Raw genomic sequence first — 17,046 nt, 5'->3', positions numbered from 1 at the left:
GAAGGCTCGTCTTCGATCCGGCCTTCCATGACACGGAAACCCTTATCGAACGCGTGACGGCCGGCTCATTCGACTATCGCGTGATTCCTGAAATTGCGCGCGCGATCCAGACGCATGTGAAATCGAGTGGGGCGCTCGAACGCTATGTGCTCAATCTCTGGCAGGCTCTGGTCAAGCCGGGTTCCGCAGGCATATCGCTGCCTGATGTCGACGTCGGCAATCTCCTCAAAGGCGGCGCGAGTCCGCGCGCTCTCGCGGCGCTGGCGCGCGCGGCGCGCGTGAGCGCCTGGCTCGATGGGCGGGATTATCTTGTTCCGGAAGACGTACGCGACCTCTTCATCGAAGTGATGGCGCACCGCATTTTCGTCGATCCGATTCACGCACTGCGCGGCGACGATATCGTCAAGCGACTATGTCGCGCAGCCTTCGATGCGACGCCGGTTCCATGAACGGGATCGTCGATATCCTCTATCGGCCGCGCGGACGTTTCGCCGCCAATCGCGCCGGCGCGCATAATTCGAGCGAAGTCGGCGGGTTCGGAGTGTTTCGGGACCAGGCGCCTTTCATGCGCTATCCAGACGCCCGTCGTATCGACGTTCGCGCGACTCTGCGCGATCCATTCGGCGCGACCTATGTGCGCCGCTTCGAACAAAGAGCGGCGATCGACGTCTATGCGCTCGTTGACCTTTCCGCGTCGATGGGTTTCGTCGGCGCGGCCGACAGATTTCGCGTCGCCATCGGTCTTTGCGCCGCTCTTGCCTATTCGGCGACTCGAATCGGCGATCGTTTTGGCCTACTTCCTTACGAGGATGCATTGATCGACCGGTCGGCAATCCCAGCGACACGTTCGAGGAGAGCGGCGCTCGCCGCCGTCGAAAGGCTCGGCGTCGAAACGCCCCGCAGGTCGAGCGCGAAAGGCGTGCTCGCCGCCGCGGCGGCGCTCGGCGCTACGCGCAAGCTGGTACTTCTCATTTCCGACTTCCGCTGGCCCGAGCGCCTGATCGAACAGGCGTTCGATGCGCTTGCCCTGCATGACGTCGCGCCGATCGTTCTGGTCGACTCAGTCGAGTCGGCGCCGCCGAAATCGGGGGTGTTGGAGCTTCGCGACAGCGAGAGCGGCCGGCGACAAATTCTATTGATGAGGCCTGACCTCCAGCGGCGTTGGATCGAAGCGGAGCACGCGCGCCGACGAAGTCTTGCCCGTCTTTCATCGCTGCGCAGTCGCGCGCCGATCTATGTGGAGGATGGTTTCGATCCCGTCGATCTCAGCATTCGGCTGACGGCGGCGTGAGTCGCGCGATGCGCATTGCCTGTCTCATCCTCGCGCTTGTCGCAATGCATCCCGCCGCCGCACAGCAGCTGACGGTAAGCATCCGCCCGGCGCGCCCGTTCGGCTATTTCGTCGGCGATCTCATCCAGGCGCGCGTCGATGTCACGGGTCCCGAGAACGCCGCGCTTTCGCACGCCTCCTTGCCGAAGCCCGGACCGCTGACCGGTTCACTCGATCTCCGGGAGGCGCGGCTTCGCGAAACCGTTGAAAACGGCGCCCGCTTGTGGCGTCTCGATCTCACCTATCAGAATTTCTATGTCGCGCTCGATGCGCGGGAAATTGAGATTCCCGGTTTCGACCTCGCATTTTCAACAGCGGCGGGCGCGGAGGTGGCGAAGGTTCCCGCGTGGCGTGTCGGCGTCTCGCCTTTGCGCGAGATTACGCCCCAGAAGCAGGAAGAGGCCGTCGACTATATGCGTTCGGACGGTTCGACGCCTTTTGTCGACGAAGCTCTTCCGCGACATCTCGCGATTGGCGCTGGCGTCGCCGCCTTGTTGGTTTTCGCTCTCGTCGCACGTGATCGCGCGTGGCCGCCATTTCAGCGGCGCAGAGCGCGCATTTTTTCGGCGCTTGCCAACGATATTTCAAACCGGCTCCGCGGGTCCGACGACAGAGAATTGGACGCGGCGATCCAGTCGGCGCATCGCGCGCTCGATACGGCCAATGGCGCAACTTTGCTGTCGTCCGATCTTGCTGATTTTCTGCGCAGGCGTCCGGAATTCCGGCCGCTGCAAATCGATTTCGAGCGGTTTTTCGCCGCCTCGAAACGGCGATTCTTCGGTGGCGAAAGGGCAAGCGACGATTTCCGCGCCGATGAGCTTGCGCAGTTCGTGAGCGCGCTCGCGAGGCAGGAGCGCGTACGATGAGCGGTTTCGGCTTCGACCACATTGAGCTGCTGTTCCTAGCGCCGCTGGCGTTGCTCCCGTTTCTGCGGTCCGTTTTGCGGGACTCGACGATACCCTCGCTCCTGTCCGCACCGGTCGACGGACTTTCCGCTTTCGCCAGCAATATCGTGAAGCTCAGCGGCGCCGTTGCGATCGGCGCGAGTCTGCTGGGCGCCGCAGGACTTCATGTTGCGGGGACCGAACTCGAACGTATCGCCGAAGGCGCTGAGATCGTCATGCTCATCGACCGCAGCGGCAGCATGAACGAAACCTTCGCGGGCCGAACGCCGTCCGGAGGAGAAGAATCGAAAGCGGCGGCGGCGAAGCGCATTCTCAAGCGCTTCGTTGAAGCGCGTCGTCACGATCTCGTCGGCGTCGCGGCGTTTTCGACGGCGCCGATGCTGGTGACGCCGATCTCGGATCATATCGACGCTACTGAAGCCGCTATCGACGCGATCGACCGTCCCGGTCTCGACTATACGAACATTGCGCGCGGTCTGGCGATGGCCTTGTCGATGTTCAAGACGAGCGAGGCCGATCTCTCTCGCGCAATTTTGCTCATTTCCGACGGCGCCGGCGTTATCGATCCGAAGCAGCGCGATGACCTTAAGGCTGAGTTCCGCAAGACAAACGTCAGCCTCTACTGGTTGTTTCTGCGCACTGAGGGCAGTAGAGGCATCTCCGATCAACCGACGGGCGAGGACGAGTCGCCGCAGGCCGCGCCAGAACGCCATCTCGATCTATTCTTTAAATCCCTCGGCGTTCCTTACCGGGCCTTTGAGGTGGAAAGCGCCGAAGAGACTGAGGAGGCTTTAAAACAGATCGACAAGCTCGAACGGCATCCCGTTCGCTACGTCGAAAAATCGCCGCGCACTGACTTGAGCGCGTCGGCTTTCGCGCTGGCGCTTGCCGCCGTGGGCCTCCTTGTCGCCGCGAAGCTCGGCGAGGTTCGACTCGGCGTCGGAGACCGTGGGCGATGACGCCTATCGTTGAGAGAATTGCGGCTGGACGCGACAAAGTGTGCGCGCTTTGGCGCCAGACGCGATCGTCGATTCTGGTAGCGCTTTGTCTGGCGCTCACTATGGCGACAGCCGCATCGCTCATCGACTGGCGCGGCGCGGTTGACGCCAATGACGCGATTGACTCGCTACGGCAGGGCCGGGACGTCGCGGTCGATGCGAACGCCAGGCCAGAAGCGCTTGTCGCCCGCATGGCCTTTCTTTCGGCGCGAAGCGAAATTGATCGTGCGCGCGCCCTGATCGAGGCGCTCGATCGAAGCGGAAGCATCGAATTGCGCGCGCGGGGACATTACCTCCTCGCGAACGCTCTGCTGCGCAAGGCGTTCGATCAGATCCAACGCTCCGAGCTCGAAGGGGCCAATCCTTTTGTCAATCTGGCCAAGCGGGAATATCGCCAAGCCTTGCAACTCGCCCCCGAATACTGGGACGCTAAATATAATCTCGACGTGGCCGCTCGGCTTGTCCGAGATTTTCCGGATTTCGAGAGAAAGAGCGGCGATGAACTGAGCGCCGACCCCAAAAAACTCTGGACCGATATTCCCGGCAAGCCAAAGGGGCTTCCGTGATGCGGCCGGATTTGCGCGATCCACGACTCGTTTTGCTTGCGCTGGCGATGCTGTCGCTGGTCGCCACCTTTCTGGCGCCAAAGATTACGATTCGACGTCCGGCTTTCGATTTGCTTGCTGTCGTCGACATCACCGGCAGTATGAACGTTCGTGACTATGCGGCGTCCGGCCTGCCAGTCAGCCGCCTCGACGCCGTAAAGACGGCGCTGCGCGCCATGCTTGTCGAAGCGCCCTGTCCATCGCATCTCGGTCTCGGGATTTTCAGCGAACGCAAGACATTTCTGCTGTTCGAGCCGATCGACGTCTGCGCCAACTTCGCTCCGCTTGAATCTTCGATTGACGCCCTCGACTGGCGCATGGCTTGGGAGGGCGACAGCCGTGTATCGGCTGGCCTTTTCCGCGCCATCGATATCGCGCGCGACTTGAAAAGCGATCTCCTGTTCTTCACCGATGGGCAGGAAGCGCCGCCGCTTCCCGCCCGTGGCGTGCCTGCATTTGAAGGGCGCTCCGGCGAGGTGCGCGGACTCATCGTCGGCGTCGGCGGCTATGAGCTTTCGCCCATCCCGAAATTTGACGACAGGGGCAGGGAAATCGGATTTCTCGGCGTCGACGACGTTCCGCACGAGAGCCGCTTCGGCTTGCCGCCGGAAGGCGCAGAGCGGCGCGAAGGCTACAACGCGCGCAACGCGCCCTTCGGCGCGACGGCGGCCGTTGGCGTCGAGCACCTGTCTTCCGTAAGGGAAGACCATCTGCGTTCGCTCGCCGAAAAGTCGGGCCTGACCTACGCGCATCTGGAGAACGGCAAGCGATTATGGACGGACTATGCCGCAGTCGCCTCTGTCCGGCCGCGCGAAGCGGCGCTTGATCTGCGTCCGTTCTTTGGCGTCGCGGCCGCCATTTTTTCCTTCTTCGCCGGCGCGGCGACCTTGCTCGCGCAGGCATTCGTTCAAGCGCGCCGCGCCGCCTCATCCAACCGCCATCCGCAACAAGGGAGATCTAAATGAGAACGCTGCTGGGGCTTTTCGCGCTTCTGATTTGCGCGCCTGCGCTCGCGCATGGGCCGACGCCGATCAAGGTCGATGAGTCGATCGTCATCGCCGCGGATCCGAAGGCCGTATGGGTAGTGGCGGGGAAATTCGACGGCCTCGCCAACTGGCATCCCGACGTTCAGAGCGTAAAGGCTCAAGGCGGCGACGCCGCCGGCGCCGAACGCGAAGTGGCGTTCAAGAAAGGCGGCGTTTTGAAGGAAGGGCTCGACGAATATGATCCGGCGGCGTTCAAAATGTCCTGGCGCATGTCGGATCCCAATCTCGACGCCATGCCCGTCAGTTCCTACACCGTCACATTCACGGTTGAGCCTGCGGCGGCGGGCGGAAGTTTGGTGAAGTGGTATGGCCGACTCTATCGCGGCGATACGAGCAACGAGCCGCCGGAAAGCCTTAATGACGATGCTGCGCGCGCGGCGATGACGAGCTACCTGCACGATGGGCTTCAGGGCCTGAAAAAGAAGGTCGAAGGGAAATAGCGGGGGCGATGCGTCCTCGGCGCCTTCGAAAAGCTGTCATCCTCGCAGGCGTCTGCGCGCTCGTCGCCTCTTGCGGCGAGGAGCGGCGCAGCGCCGAACAGGATGACGTGATCGAGACCGACGCGCGCAACAAGGCTGACGTCTGGTTGCGGGCGACAGATCACATGGAGCCTGCGCTCTGGCTCGCGCAGCGTGAGGCCGGCGCGGCCGTTCACGAGCGCGACGCCGCGGTGGAGCGCATTCGCGCAGCGTTGCTGTCGGCGCGCGCGCACTTTCTGGAAACGGACCGCATGCTCGCCAATCGTACCGCGCAAGTCAGCCAGATGCTTGCGGCGGACGGTCATGCCGAGGATTTCGCGCAGTTGATCAATGCGCTCGTCGAGGTTGCGGCGACGGCAGGGCAAAAGCAGACCTATGGCGAGCTATGCCAGCACTATTACAATCTGCGCCATAGCGGGGTGGAGCGCGAGGATTCGCTGCGCTTACTCGCCGCGCGCTATCGGACGCAGAAGCGATTTAGATAGCGCGCCTACACAGCTTCATTGCAATCTTGTTTTCGACGGCAATACGCAGAAGATCCGCCGTCGATTGCGCGCCGAGCTTGCGCTTCAGAATAATGCAATTATTCGCGACGGTCTTGTAGGAGACTTTGAGAATATGCGCGATTTGGGTCATGTCCTTGCCGTCGGCGAGATTGCGCAGGATTTCGATCTCCCGGCCGTTCAGCGCGTCGAGGGGATTGCTAACATGGCTCTGATCGGCGAATGCGAGCTTTAGCGCGAGAGTGTTGGAGAGATAGCGTTCGCCCCCAGCTACGGCGCGGATCGCCTTGATGAAGACGCGCGGGTCCTCATTCTTTGCGACATAGCCGCGCGCGCCGCCCTCTATCGCGCGCGCTGCGAAAACCGGATCATCATTCATGCTGAAGATGATGATTTTGGCGTTCGCGTCACGCTTGAAGATGCGGCGCAGCAGTTCGAAGCCGGAGACGCCGGGCAGGTTAATGTCGAGCACCACAACGTCGGGCGGTGCAGAGGCATAGGCGTCAAGCGCCTCGTCGGCGTTATGCGCCTCCAGCACTTCGATGTCTTTTTGTACCGAAAGCATGCCGCGGCAGCCCTCGATCACCATGGGGTGGTCGTCGACGATGAGAATGCGCATCCTTTTTTCATTTGTTTGAGAGCCAGAACTTATGTTGTGGGTACCGGCAGTCTTGTCAATCGACTGTCAGCGTACGTCAACGGCAAAGCGTGGGACGCGGACGAGGGCGCTCATCATGCGCGGTTTTTCACTCAAGGCCAGACTCGGCTGGTTGATCGGCGTCGTGCTTGGCGCGACGTTGCTGAGTAATCTTGCGATACAGCTCTTTCACGCCGGACCGCGCGTGCGCGCGGAAGCGGGAAGCAATCTCAGATTGATGCGGGAAGTTGTCTTAGCAACGATAGCAAATCTTCCCGAAAATGAAGATCCGACGCCGGCGTTGCAACGCCTTTATGCGTCGCTCGACAACCTTCGCCATGCAGATGTTGAGATCCTCGCCGCGAATGAAACGCCGCCCGCGGATTGGCTGGAAAAAATCCGTCATTCCGATCGAGATGTTCCGGAATGGTTTGCCAAGCTGGTTGGCGCATCGCCAAAGGTGATGACAATCCCCGTAATCGTCGGTGGACGCGCTTATAGCAACATTTTGTTGATCTCGAATCCATTCGACGAACTCGGAGAGATCTGGTCGGATATGGTTTGGCTTGCGGCCATTAGCCTCACAGTCATGCTTGTTTTCCTGACGATCGTTCTCCTGTGCCTGCGCCAATCGCTTGCGCCCTTCGACGCGCTAAAGTCCGGGCTGGCGCAATTGGAAGCTGGCAAGAGCGGCGTACGCCTGCCGCTCAGCGGAGCGAGCGAATTCAGATCGATAGCCGCCGCCTTAAATTCGCTTGGCGCAACGCTCGACCGCATCAAGCAGGAGAACCGCGAACTCGTTGATAAGTTGATTCAAGTGCAGGAAGGCGAACGCAAGGAAATCGCGCGCGATTTGCATGATGAGGCGGGCCCCTGCCTGTTCTCCATACGCGCCACGTCGGCGGCGCTACAAGAGCTGGTCTCGCATCCCTCGCCAGACATCGGACGATTGAGACAGATGAGCGCAACGATCGACAAGGCGAGCGAGTCGCTTCAGTCGCTTTTCAGAGGCCTGCTTGGCCGGCTGCGGCCGAAAGGCCTCGAAGAGCTTGGTCTGGAGTTGGCGCTTAAGGCCCTCTTCGCGTCCTGGGCATTGACTCATCCCGAGGTCGATTTGCGTCTCGTCGTCCGCCACGATCTATCTTCGCTCGACGAGGAGACGGCGCTCGCGGCCTATCGCGTCGTGCAGGAGGGCGTCACCAATATTTTCCGTCATTCCGGCGCGAACAGGGGCGAGGTCACTCTGGAATTCGATCTGGACGCGGACCCCCAAGAGCACGACGCTGAAGCGCCACCGCAACTCAAGATCACCATAAAGGATAATGGCGTCGGCATTTCTGAGCGCTTTGCTCCAGGTTTGGGTCTGCTCGGCATGAACGAGCGTGTGCGGGCGCTTGGGGGCGTGCAGCGGATTGAGCGGCCGGGGTCCGGCGGCGCGCGGATTGTTGTGTCGCTCCCCTTACAGGACGACGGCGAATGATCTGCCGAAGTCCGTCTGTTGGCGATCGCCAATCGGGAAATTTTGGAAGCGTGATCGAAGAAAGTTTGAAGTTGAAACCCTGCGCATCTCTAATTAGTCTCGACCAGAGCCGCCGTATCAGCCGGACCGCGAATTGTAGGAGGAAAGCCATGACTTGGTCACAACCCACTATCGTCGAAATCTGCGTCGGCATGGAAATCACCAGCTACGAATCAGCTGAGATCTGATCGGCCGTTTCTCCAAAGCGATTTCTTCTCAAAGAGGCTCATATCCGGCGCCGGCGAAGAAGTTGACGCATTCGGCGGGGCAGAACTCTTTGAGGAGGGCGCCGATCCTATCCCAAAGCGACTCGACGCTACGCTCCGCGGCTTTGCGGAGAAGCGCTTTGACTTTTGAGAAGGCCTTCTCGATCGGATTGAAGTCAGGGCTGTAGGCGGCAGGTAGAGCAGTGTTGCGCCAGCCGCCTCAATGCCTTGCGCACGCAAGCGCCTTTATGGCTGCCGAGATTATTCATCACGCAATAGAGAACATGCAAAGTCGTGGGGGTTCGTCACGCTGAGAGCTGGCCGAGGAGCGCACGCCGCCATGATTGATGGGTCATCCTGCCATGTCCGATTGCCAAGACGTGAAAGTCAGCGAAGATTGTCAGAGCGCGCAAAGCGCCCAATGGGACAGATTCTCACCGTCACGGGGAAAAATCGGAGGCCCTTTTACGGAGCGCTGCCGCGCGCTTAGGTGGGCGACCTGAGGCGCACATGGGAATTATGAAATGAAGGCTTCGCTGCGGCTGTTGATGTTCGTCGGCCCTGTCACATTGTTCGCGAACGCTGCGCTCGCAGAGGAGGCGCCGCCGCCGCAGCCGACCGCCATGCCGAAAAGAACGCCCGGCCTTTGGCGCATCACTACCGTCGCGCCGGAAATCGGCATGGAGATGAATGAGGTCTGCATCGAAGACGGCGACAGCATCATCGGCGCGCTGAACAGCAGCTGCGGCGCGCCTTCCGTCACGCGGGCAAATGATCGGGTGATTGTGACGATCGGATGCGGCCCAGAAAGCAAGCGCGACGTGACGAGCCTTCTCTTCACCGGAGACTTCACGACCTGGTATCGCGCGCAATCGAAAGCGACTGCTGGCACCCATCGCTCAGGTTTCACGATCGACGCCAAGTTTATTCGTGCGCAATGCACGCGCTGAATATGACAGCGAACGGCAACGCTCATCCGCTGGCCGAAAGGCGCTCCGACGACGCGCGGCAGATCCGCTCGCCGCGGCTCGCATCCACCTTGTAGCCGGCGTTCCGCTCGTGCGCGGCGTCCAGAATCTCTAGAGGGGTCATGGCGTCCGTCTCCATGATCGGGCGACGGGCGACTCTGTAACACGGGCCGGGACGTTTCAGCGCCCTCTCGAACTCCGAAAAATCCTGCCATTCTTCGAGGGTTTCTGTACGCAGGAGGCGATCGTCAAACGTGCAGGCAAGGCAGGTGAGGGGTTTGCGGCGCGACGGCGTGCTCGTAAAATCGATGCCGTAGACCCTCATCGATCAGGCCCCGCGCTCTTGCAGGAAGAGTCCGCCGTATACGAAGGCGCGGGCGATGATTTCGCAGTCGCGTTCGGTCACTCCGATGCTGCGCATGAGCGGGCGCCAGCGCTCTTTTGCCGTTGCGGCGATGCGGTCGAAGATTGCCGCCGCGTCATCTTCCGAAAGCAGGAAACGGCCGTGGCCGGCGATCAGATTGACGCGGTTCGCGTAGCGGCCATAGGGGCCGCATGTCATCGCAAGATCGCGCCGCTCCTCGGCGATGGCCGGGGTTGGCGTGAGATCGTAAGCGGGGCTGAGCCGCCAACTCCTGTCCTTGCCGAGCACCGCATGATTGCGCGGGTGGTCGTCGAGATTGGAAACCGCCGCATTGAAACAAATCCTGCCGAACAGCTCCCGGAGATCGGCTTTCGGTGCAGCGCTGACGCGCCTGATTTCATCGGCAAGGAGGAGGTAGGACCACTGCGCGCGGTCTTCCGGCTGGTCACCTGTCCGCAGCAAGGTGAGGGCGCTGACCATGCGGTGACGGCGATAGCCGCTTTCGGTGGGATCGCGGTCGAAGCGGCGCACGAGCAGGACATCCTTGCCGCCCACGGTTTCAAGGCGGCTGTCGGCAACATGAAGCCCGCATTCGGCGGCAAGGCGCAGTATTCCATGTTCGACGCACGGATAGTTGAATCGGTCTTCGCGCGCGCTGAGCTTCGCGATCCAGAGACTGCCGTCATCTTGGACGACCGCCTTGGGACGGGCGCCGCCCATCGAAGTGCCAGGATCGATCAGATTGCCGGCCTGCGCGATGATTTCATCGGCGCGGTCCGCGTCATCCGCCATGATGGCATCGGCGGCGGCCTGGAGACGCGCAAGGTCGAGGGTGCTGTTGAAGACGCGGCGCGGGGCGGGCGGAGTGACATTGAGCCCGAAGCCGAGCGCGCCGGCGCGATCGTCCGGCCCTTGCAGCAGATAGTCGAATTCTTCGAGAACGGTGAGGCCGGCGTGTTTTTCGATCACCCTGCGGCCCCAATAATCCGGCATGGAATCTCGGATCGCGCCGAAGAAGCCGTCAAGCCGCACGGTCTCGTAGACACGCGGCGCAAGGCGCAATTCGATGGGGTCGAATTCAACGGCGTCGGGCCGGGCAAGATAGCTCTTGCCGTAGACGAAAGAGCCGCGCGCAACCCCGGTCCGGTCGGTGGTCACGCGGAAACGGCCGGCTGTCACGAACTCCGTCGCGCCGGGCAGAACGATATAGACGAAACATTCGCGCTCAGAACTCATTGTCCAGCTTCCTGCTGCCATGAGCGGTCTTCGGCCGGCGCGCGGCTTCTAGGGTCTTGCCTTCCTCATCCCGGTCGGGGCTGGCAACCGTTTCCATGTCGCCGAGCAGGCCGAGGGCCCAGAGCGCCCCGAGGTAAGCGGCGATGCCGGTCGTCGACTTGCCCTTTTCGACATCGGATAGTGCGAAGCGGGACAGCCCGATTTTTGCGGCAAGCTCGTCGAGGCGCAGGCCGCGGCGCAGCCGTGCCGTACGGATATTCGCGCCGAGGCGCTTTAGGGCCATCTCGACGGCGTAGGGTGGAGCCTCTGCAATCTTGCTTACTCGTGTCATGGCGCTTTGAAGCTACATTTTAAATGTCTGAGGTGCTTTAAAGCAACATATCATAAGAAATGCTGCCAAGTCAATGTGTTTGCCTATGAACTGGTTGATTTGAAACAACTTATATTGAAAATAAGTTATTTTAAATAAACACATGACTGCTCGTCCATTGGCCTTCAGAAGCGCCTTCGATAGCAGCGCTTCCGTCAGGACGATGTCTGTATGTCCGCTTTCCTGCGCAAATAGCTCATTGTAATTCCTTCGGAATAGCTGACATCGAGCGGTTTGGTTGCCACGAAAAAGTCCGGTTTTTGGCGGCAAGGCCGGGGGAGCAGGCGCGCGCGGCCCGGTGCGCTCACAGCCGCGGCCCGATGCCCGGCCGCGCCAGCGCCCTGCGGATGATGTGCAGGTTGTAGTGGGCGTTGCGCAGCTCCACCGATCCTTCCGGAAAGTTCGGCAGCTCGGCGGCGATCCGGCGCAGCAGCGCCGCAAGCTCTTGTTTCGTGCACCGCATCAGTTCGGTTTCGTTCAGCGCTCTCATGGTCTTCCTCCGTCGTTTCCGGCAGCGGCCATCGCGGCCATCTCGCGGACTGGACCTGCGCGTTCGGGGCGGGGACGCACCGCCTTGCGGACGCAACGTCAGTGGAGGAGCGCTCCGGTACGGGCGCTTGCGGTCATGAAGCCGCCGAAGGCGCGAAGGACGGGAAAAGAAGGACGCGCGGGCGGGGACGGAGGGCGTGGGGAAGACAGGGCGCTGAATTGAAAGCGGGCTGAAAGAGTCAGGAAAGCAGGTTTGCGGATGGCGTTGTCCGTGGAGTGAAGACGAGCGGGATTTTCCGGAAGCTGGCGTTCTTGTAGCGCGCTACAGACCAGCATCGAGTTTCAGGGCGCGTGACGCTGTGCGTCATTGGGCTCTATGCGCCGGGCGCACCGGGCCGCTTCAGATCCCGCTCAGGTGCGGGATGTGCGTCCCGGCCCCTGCGGGTGACGATCCCTCGCGCGGGAATCGGGCAGCCTGCGGCTGAATTTCTTTGCGTTCTGAAAAAGGGCCTGCGGCCCCCGGGCCGTCAAGGCCAGGCGCGCGCCGTTGGCGCGGCGGCGCCGGGACGTGTCCCCGGCCTTCCTTCCTGCGCTGCGCTCCGGTCGTGCAGCCCGGGCGATCCCCCTCATCCCCGCGCCGGCCTGTGACGGCCGCACCCCCGCTCATTGCCGCGTGGCTAGTCGGTTTGCAGCAGCAGCCGCAACCCGGAAGCCAACAAGGAGGAAAGGCAATGAGACACGATGTTTACGAGAAGATCACAGGCAGGATCGTTGAAGCTCTGGAAAAGGGCGTTCGCCCGTGGCTCCAGCCGTGGAGCGCGGAATATGCAGCAGGGCGCATCACCCGCCCGCTGCGCGCGAACGGCATTCCATATCAGGGGATCAATGTCATCATGCTCTGGTCGGAAGCAGTCAGCAAAGGCTACGGCGCGCCGATATGGATGACGTTCAGGCAGGCGATGGAGCTGGGCGCGCATGTGCGCAAGGGCGAGCAGGGCAGTCTTGTCGTTTACGCCTCATCCGTGACGCGGAAGGAAACCAACGAAGACAGCAGCGAAGAATCGGAGCGCGAGATTCCGTTTTTCAAATCCTACACCGTCTTTAACGTGGAGCAGATCGAAGGACTCCCGGAACATTATTACGGCAGGGCGGAGCCGGTGACCGATGCGCTGCCGCGTATCGCGCAGGCGGAAACGATCTTCGCGGCGACCGGCGCGGACATTCGCCACGGCGGCGGGCGCGCTTATTACAGCATCTCATCCGATCATGTGCAGATGCCGCCCTTTGAATCCTTCAGAGACGCGGAATCCTATTACGCCGTTCTTGCCCATGAAATGACTCATTATGCCGTAAGATGGATTATGCCGCATGGCCAAGCTTTGCGGCGAGCAAACCGGTTCTGGGCCATGCGGCAGTTCGGCATAATCAGAGCCATCAGGAAACCACGAAGTTCGGTGGTTAGCTGCCTGTCGGCTTCAAGGCTCAAGCGGACAGGAGCAGTCCTTGCTGCGATCGAATTACCCCTTTCGGGCGGTAGTGAAGCAGAGGGCAACTTCGTTCGGAACGTTGCCGTTCACGGCGTCCGCAGTGGCGCTGCGAATGTAGTCGGCCCTTATCGCCGCACGGATATCCGGTTTGGTTTCCTTGATACCGCGCCAAGCCGGATGATCTAAGCGCTCATCATACATCGCGATCACCTGACTGAGTGCGATCGGAGCGACACTGGCAACCTCCTTACGAACGCTGACTACCTCAAAACCAGCTTGCTCGACGAGAGCGCAGCATTTCCCGGGCGTGTCCACCACCTCGCCGTAACTTAGCTCCACCCCATGACGGAGCGCCGCTTCCGATGCTCGCTGCGAGAAGCCGAAGGGCTTGCTTGGCGTATCAAACGCGATTGTGCCTCCGGGCTTGAGCAGATCATGCCAGCGCCGCAAGGCGGCAAGAATATCCGACATCAGCACCAGGGCAGACCCGCAGAACAGGCGATCGAAGCTAAAATCGTCAAAGCTTGGGTTCTCGGCATCTCCCAACTCGAACTGAACGTTGCTTAGCTGCGCCGCTTCCGCGCTGCGACGCGCTGCTGCCAGCATCCCTGCAGAGTTGTCCAAGCCGATGACCCATCCGGACGATCCCAGGAGCTTGGCGACCTGCAACGCGACCAGGCCGGTGCCGGTTGCCAAGTCCAACACTCGTTCGTCACGCACGAATGTGAAGGGAGCGAGTAAAAGTTCGACAATCCGCTTGTGCGTTTCGTCCTGGTCGTAGCTCGGTCCCCGTCGATCGAAATGCGCAGTGTCGCCCATCGACGCCTCCTATCTGCTGCGTAAGGCAGCTTGCAGACAACGCGAACCGCACGTCAAATGTCCTCGGTCGGAAGCGGCCGCAAACTTGGTTAAAAGATATGGCTTTGGCGTGAAGATTGTCGCTCCAACTATGGAGCACAAGAAATGGAAATATTTAATCAGACGACCTGCCTCGACCCCTATTTCGTATCGTTCGAGAAAAGCCTTTCATCGAAGAACTACAAGCCGGCTACGCTCGAAAATTATCGCTACCTTCTTCGCCGTTTTGGTCGCTTGCTCGAACCCGAGGGCATTCAACCGTCGGCGCTGACGCCAGACCTTGCCGTCGAATTTGGACGGCGGTTGCCCGCCACGCCGAAGAGCCAGATCAAAATCCCTAATCTCGCTAGGCTGTTCGTTCCGCATCTTATTGAGCTAGGAGTGGCGAAACGACCCCTCCTTACGCCTGCGCAGGCCGAGCGTCACGAACTGCTGGGCAACTTTGAATCCTATCTTCTGCGGCAGCGCGGCCTCAGCCCTCGCTCCGTCTATCATGTGCTGCGGTTCGCGGATCGCTTTCTCGATCATCGCTTCGGCGACCATATGATCGATCTGCCGGCGCTGAACGCCCGGGATGTCGTGTCATTCATGGAGTACCTCCTAGCGCGCAAACGCCCGTTCCGCGACAAGACGCCGGCCACACATTTGCGCAGCTTCTTCCAGTATCTGTTCGCACAGGGCCTCACGAATACGAACCTGTCGCTCTGTGTACCCCGGGCGCATAAGCCCTGGGGCGCAAGGCTTCCGCGTCATCTGTCGCCCGACGAGGTGGAGACCGTTCTGGCATCGGTGCGCGCCAATCCGCGGCGTGGAGCCCGCGACTACGCAATGCTGTTGCTGATGGCCCGCCTTCGTCTACGCGCGCTCGAGGTCATGGCAATCCAACTCGACGATATAGACTGGCGCGCAGGGGAACTGCTGGTTCGCGGAAAAGGACAGCGTCATGATCGACTGCCGATCCCGACCGACGTGGGTGAAGCGATCAGTAAATATCTACGGGAGGACCGAACCTCTGCAACCACCCGCACGCTGTTCGTTACGCTGCGAGCACCAAACCGCTCGTTCAAGGATAGCCAGGTCGTCAACGACATATTGAAGGAGGCATTTGCGGCGACAGGAGTGAAGCCGCCGACACCCTATGTGGGATCGCACGTTCTGCGCCACAGCCTGGCGACGAACATGGTTCGCGCCGGGGCCTCGCTGGAAGAGATTGGCGATCTGCTGAGGCATCGGTCGCGGGCGACGACGATGATCTACGCGAAGCTTTACACGGACGGATTGCGCTCCATCGCCCAGCCCTGGCCTGTCGCGGAGGTGGCACGATGAGCTTCCTTACCGAACTTGACCGCTATCTGACTGTCAGAAGACAGCTCGGCGCCAATCTGAGCACCGATGAGCGAATCCTACGTCGCTTCGCCGCCTTCGCCGACCGCGATGACCTGGAGTACGTCAACACCAATCTGGTCATGCGCTGGCTCGAAAGCTTGCCCTCCGCCACTCCAGGAACTCGGGCAACACGCTTCAGGGTAGCCCGCCAATTTGCCGAATGGTTGCACGGGATGGACCCGAAGCACGAGGCACCGCCCCGGGGACTGGTGCCCGGTCGCGTTCAACGTGTGCATCCATATATTTATAGTGAATCCGAAATCGTTGCGATCATCGAGCATGCGCGGATACTGCCATCGGTCTACGGCATACGCGGCCTAACCTGCTCGACGCTCTTCGGCCTGATCGCCGTGACCGGCCTCCGGATCAGCGAAGCTCTCGGTCTCGACCCTGCCGATCTTGATGTTGGATCCGGAGTGCTTCATGTCCGTCAGGGCAAGCTTGGCAAGGAACGCCTGCTACCGTTGGACCCAAGCGTCGTGATGCAACTGGAAAGATATGGTCGCGAGCGGGACCGACTGCTCGGGCGCAGGCCGGAAGCATTCTTCGTGACCTGCGAGGGGCATCGGCTTGGAGATTGCGGTGCGCGCTACAACTTCGCGCATGTTTGCCAACAGATCGGGCTGCGAGAGCCGCAGCTTTATCTTCGGCATGGTCGTGGCCCGCGGATCCACGATCTTCGTCACACCTTCGCGGTGCGGACCATGCTGGGCTGGTATCGGTCAGGCAAAGATGTTGGCCGCGAGATGATCAAGCTCACGACATGGCTCGGTCATGCGAACCCCGCCCATACATACTGGTATTTGGAAGCGGTTCCGGAACTGCTGGAGTTGGCCTCCGCTCGAATAACAGGCGCGGCCATGGAGGCAGAAATCCAATGAAGGCGACCACCTTCCCTGCGCTGATCCAGCGCTTCTTCACCGATCGGCTCTGCACGCAGATGGAGGCGAGCCGTCATACCGTCGCCGGTTACCGGGACACATTCCGGCTGCTGATCCGGTATGCGAGCGCACGGTGTGGAAAGCCGCCCACGAAGCTGACGATCGAAGATCTCGATGCCGATCTCGTTGCCGACTTCCTGACCTATATCGAAACGGCGCGAGGCAACACAGCACGCACCCGAAATACGCGCCTTGCCGCCATCCGCTCATTCTTCCGCTACGTTGCATTGACTGACCCGAGTTGGCTTCTTCATTGCCAGCGCATTCTCTCAATGCCCAACAAGCGATACGTGAAGCGGAGCGTGACGTTCCTCGACGCTGAGGAGATAGCGGCCCTGCTCGCGGCGCCGGATCGGACGACATGGGTGGGGCGGCGTGATCACGTCTTAGAGCCGATCCTGAAAGAAGTTGAGTCGAAAGAGTCGGTTGTGATTCCCTTGCGGGAAGAATGATTCGCAAGGGGAGTTTAGTGATGTGGAGGCCCGAGCATCGCATCGTTGCCGATCGTCGCGGCCTTCGTTACCCTTCTGATCTGACCGACGCGGAGTGGGCTCTTATTGGGCCTTTCATTCCGCCCGCCAAGCGCGGCGGTCGCAAACGAACGGTCGACGTGCGCGAGGTTCTTAACGCGATTTTCTACGTGCTCGCCACAGGCTGCCAGTGGAAAGCGCTGCCCAAGGACCTGCCGCCCAAGAGCACGGCGCATTCCTACTTCATGC

The 17,046-nt window shown here is 61.0% G+C and carries 20 protein-coding genes and 3 pseudogenes; 16 read left to right on the top strand and 7 right to left on the bottom strand.

What is annotated here, in order from left to right; all coding sequences use genetic code 11:
* The 8 genes and pseudogenes from AB7I51_RS15570 to AB7I51_RS15535 form a co-directional block, all read left to right on the top strand.
* Positions 1-449: pseudogene (locus AB7I51_RS15570) on the top strand (AAA family ATPase); the annotation flags it as partial.
* Positions 446-1,291: a DUF58 domain-containing protein gene (locus AB7I51_RS15565; RefSeq protein ID WP_428405060.1), complete on the top strand. Its 846-nt coding sequence runs from the start codon at positions 446-448 to the stop codon at positions 1,289-1,291. The pseudogene AB7I51_RS15570 and the gene AB7I51_RS15565, both read left to right, overlap by 4 nt.
* Before the next feature lie 8 nt (positions 1,292-1,299).
* Positions 1,300-2,196 carry a nonribosomal peptide synthetase MxaA gene (locus AB7I51_RS15560; RefSeq protein ID WP_428405059.1) on the top strand — a complete coding sequence of 299 codons (897 nt, stop codon included), beginning with the start codon at positions 1,300-1,302 and terminating at the stop codon, positions 2,194-2,196.
* Positions 2,193-3,194 carry a vWA domain-containing protein gene (locus AB7I51_RS15555; protein WP_428405058.1) on the top strand — a complete coding sequence of 334 codons (1,002 nt, stop codon included), beginning with the start codon at positions 2,193-2,195 and terminating at the stop codon, positions 3,192-3,194. Before AB7I51_RS15560 ends, AB7I51_RS15555 begins: the two co-directional genes overlap by 4 nt.
* Before the next feature lie 101 nt (positions 3,195-3,295).
* On the top strand, positions 3,296-3,799 hold the full coding sequence (locus tag AB7I51_RS15550; RefSeq protein WP_428405057.1) for an MxaK protein: 504 nt from the start codon (positions 3,296-3,298) through the stop codon (positions 3,797-3,799).
* Complete coding sequence (locus tag AB7I51_RS15545; RefSeq protein ID WP_428405056.1) at positions 3,799-4,803, top strand: vWA domain-containing protein; 1,005 nt, start codon at positions 3,799-3,801, stop codon at positions 4,801-4,803. Before AB7I51_RS15550 ends, AB7I51_RS15545 begins: the two co-directional genes overlap by 1 nt.
* The gene (locus tag AB7I51_RS15540) at positions 4,800-5,324 is read left to right on the top strand and encodes an SRPBCC family protein (protein WP_428405055.1); all 525 of its coding nucleotides are present in this window, start codon (positions 4,800-4,802) and stop codon (positions 5,322-5,324) included. Before AB7I51_RS15545 ends, AB7I51_RS15540 begins: the two co-directional genes overlap by 4 nt.
* 8 nt (positions 5,325-5,332) lie before the next feature.
* Positions 5,333-5,848, top strand: coding sequence for a hypothetical protein (locus tag AB7I51_RS15535; RefSeq protein ID WP_428405054.1), 516 nt, complete (start codon positions 5,333-5,335; stop codon positions 5,846-5,848).
* Here the strand turns inward: AB7I51_RS15535 and AB7I51_RS15530 are convergent.
* A complete protein-coding gene (locus AB7I51_RS15530; protein WP_428405053.1) occupies positions 5,841-6,485 on the bottom strand; it encodes a response regulator transcription factor in 645 nt (214 codons plus the stop codon). The two genes, AB7I51_RS15535 and AB7I51_RS15530, sit on opposite strands and share 8 nt — an antisense overlap.
* A 115-nt stretch (positions 6,486-6,600) precedes the next feature.
* Here AB7I51_RS15530 and AB7I51_RS15525 point away from each other — a divergent pair, with 115 nt between their 5' ends.
* Positions 6,601-7,983: a histidine kinase gene (locus AB7I51_RS15525; RefSeq protein WP_428405052.1), complete on the top strand. Its 1,383-nt coding sequence runs from the start codon at positions 6,601-6,603 to the stop codon at positions 7,981-7,983.
* Positions 7,980-8,210, top strand: a complete 231-nt coding sequence (gene pqqA / locus AB7I51_RS15520) for a pyrroloquinoline quinone precursor peptide PqqA (protein WP_428405051.1) — start codon at positions 7,980-7,982, stop codon at positions 8,208-8,210. Before AB7I51_RS15525 ends, pqqA begins: the two co-directional genes overlap by 4 nt.
* A 28-nt stretch (positions 8,211-8,238) precedes the next feature.
* On the opposite strand, the pseudogene AB7I51_RS15515 reads toward pqqA, so the two are convergent.
* Positions 8,239-8,500, bottom strand: a pseudogene (locus AB7I51_RS15515) (transposase); the annotation flags it as partial.
* A 252-nt stretch (positions 8,501-8,752) separates the two neighbouring features.
* Between AB7I51_RS15515 and AB7I51_RS15510 the strand changes: the two are divergent.
* Positions 8,753-9,178, top strand: a complete 426-nt coding sequence (locus AB7I51_RS15510; protein WP_428405050.1) for a DUF3617 domain-containing protein — start codon at positions 8,753-8,755, stop codon at positions 9,176-9,178.
* A 22-nt stretch (positions 9,179-9,200) separates the two neighbouring features.
* Here the strand turns inward: AB7I51_RS15510 and AB7I51_RS15505 are convergent, their stop codons facing one another.
* From AB7I51_RS15505 to AB7I51_RS15490, 4 genes are all read right to left on the bottom strand, one after another.
* On the bottom strand, positions 9,201-9,521 hold the full coding sequence (locus tag AB7I51_RS15505; RefSeq protein ID WP_428405049.1) for a hypothetical protein: 321 nt from the start codon (positions 9,519-9,521) through the stop codon (positions 9,201-9,203).
* A gap of 3 nt (positions 9,522-9,524) precedes the next feature.
* Positions 9,525-10,796: a type II toxin-antitoxin system HipA family toxin gene (locus tag AB7I51_RS15500; protein ID WP_428405048.1), complete on the bottom strand. Its 1,272-nt coding sequence runs from the start codon at positions 10,794-10,796 to the stop codon at positions 9,525-9,527.
* On the bottom strand, positions 10,786-11,127 hold the full coding sequence (locus AB7I51_RS15495) for a helix-turn-helix domain-containing protein (protein WP_428405047.1): 342 nt from the start codon (positions 11,125-11,127) through the stop codon (positions 10,786-10,788). The genes AB7I51_RS15500 and AB7I51_RS15495 overlap by 11 nt, the downstream gene beginning before the upstream one ends.
* A gap of 343 nt (positions 11,128-11,470) precedes the next feature.
* Positions 11,471-11,656, bottom strand: a complete 186-nt coding sequence (locus tag AB7I51_RS15490) for a hypothetical protein (protein WP_428405046.1) — start codon at positions 11,654-11,656, stop codon at positions 11,471-11,473.
* A gap of 730 nt (positions 11,657-12,386) precedes the next feature.
* On the opposite strand from AB7I51_RS15490, the gene AB7I51_RS15485 reads away from it, so the two are divergent.
* On the top strand, positions 12,387-13,328 hold the full coding sequence (locus AB7I51_RS15485) for an ArdC family protein (RefSeq protein ID WP_428405045.1): 942 nt from the start codon (positions 12,387-12,389) through the stop codon (positions 13,326-13,328).
* A 78-nt stretch (positions 13,329-13,406) separates the two neighbouring features.
* Here AB7I51_RS15485 and AB7I51_RS15480 read toward each other — a convergent pair.
* Positions 13,407-13,961 (bottom strand): annotated as a pseudogene (locus AB7I51_RS15480) (class I SAM-dependent methyltransferase); the annotation flags it as partial.
* Between the two features lie 144 nt (positions 13,962-14,105).
* On the opposite strand from AB7I51_RS15480, the gene AB7I51_RS15475 reads away from it, so the two are divergent.
* The 4 genes from AB7I51_RS15475 to AB7I51_RS15460 all read left to right on the top strand — a co-directional run.
* The gene (locus AB7I51_RS15475) at positions 14,106-15,326 is read left to right on the top strand and encodes a tyrosine-type recombinase/integrase (RefSeq protein WP_428405044.1); all 1,221 of its coding nucleotides are present in this window, start codon (positions 14,106-14,108) and stop codon (positions 15,324-15,326) included.
* Complete coding sequence (locus tag AB7I51_RS15470) at positions 15,323-16,267, top strand: tyrosine-type recombinase/integrase (protein WP_428405043.1); 945 nt, start codon at positions 15,323-15,325, stop codon at positions 16,265-16,267. Before AB7I51_RS15475 ends, AB7I51_RS15470 begins: the two co-directional genes overlap by 4 nt.
* On the top strand, positions 16,264-16,779 hold the full coding sequence (locus tag AB7I51_RS15465; protein WP_428405042.1) for a site-specific integrase: 516 nt from the start codon (positions 16,264-16,266) through the stop codon (positions 16,777-16,779). The genes AB7I51_RS15470 and AB7I51_RS15465 overlap by 4 nt, the downstream gene beginning before the upstream one ends.
* A gap of 20 nt (positions 16,780-16,799) precedes the next feature.
* Positions 16,800-17,046 (top strand): transposase (locus AB7I51_RS15460; protein WP_428405041.1); only part of this gene is annotated, 247 nt, incomplete at its 3' end.

The organism is Methylocystis sp., from assembly GCF_050246715.1.
In the GTDB taxonomy this organism is placed as follows: Bacteria; Pseudomonadota; Alphaproteobacteria; order Rhizobiales; family Beijerinckiaceae; genus Methylocystis.
The sequence above is the reverse complement of the archived record's forward strand: the minus strand, read 5'-3'. Positions and strand labels throughout refer to the sequence as shown.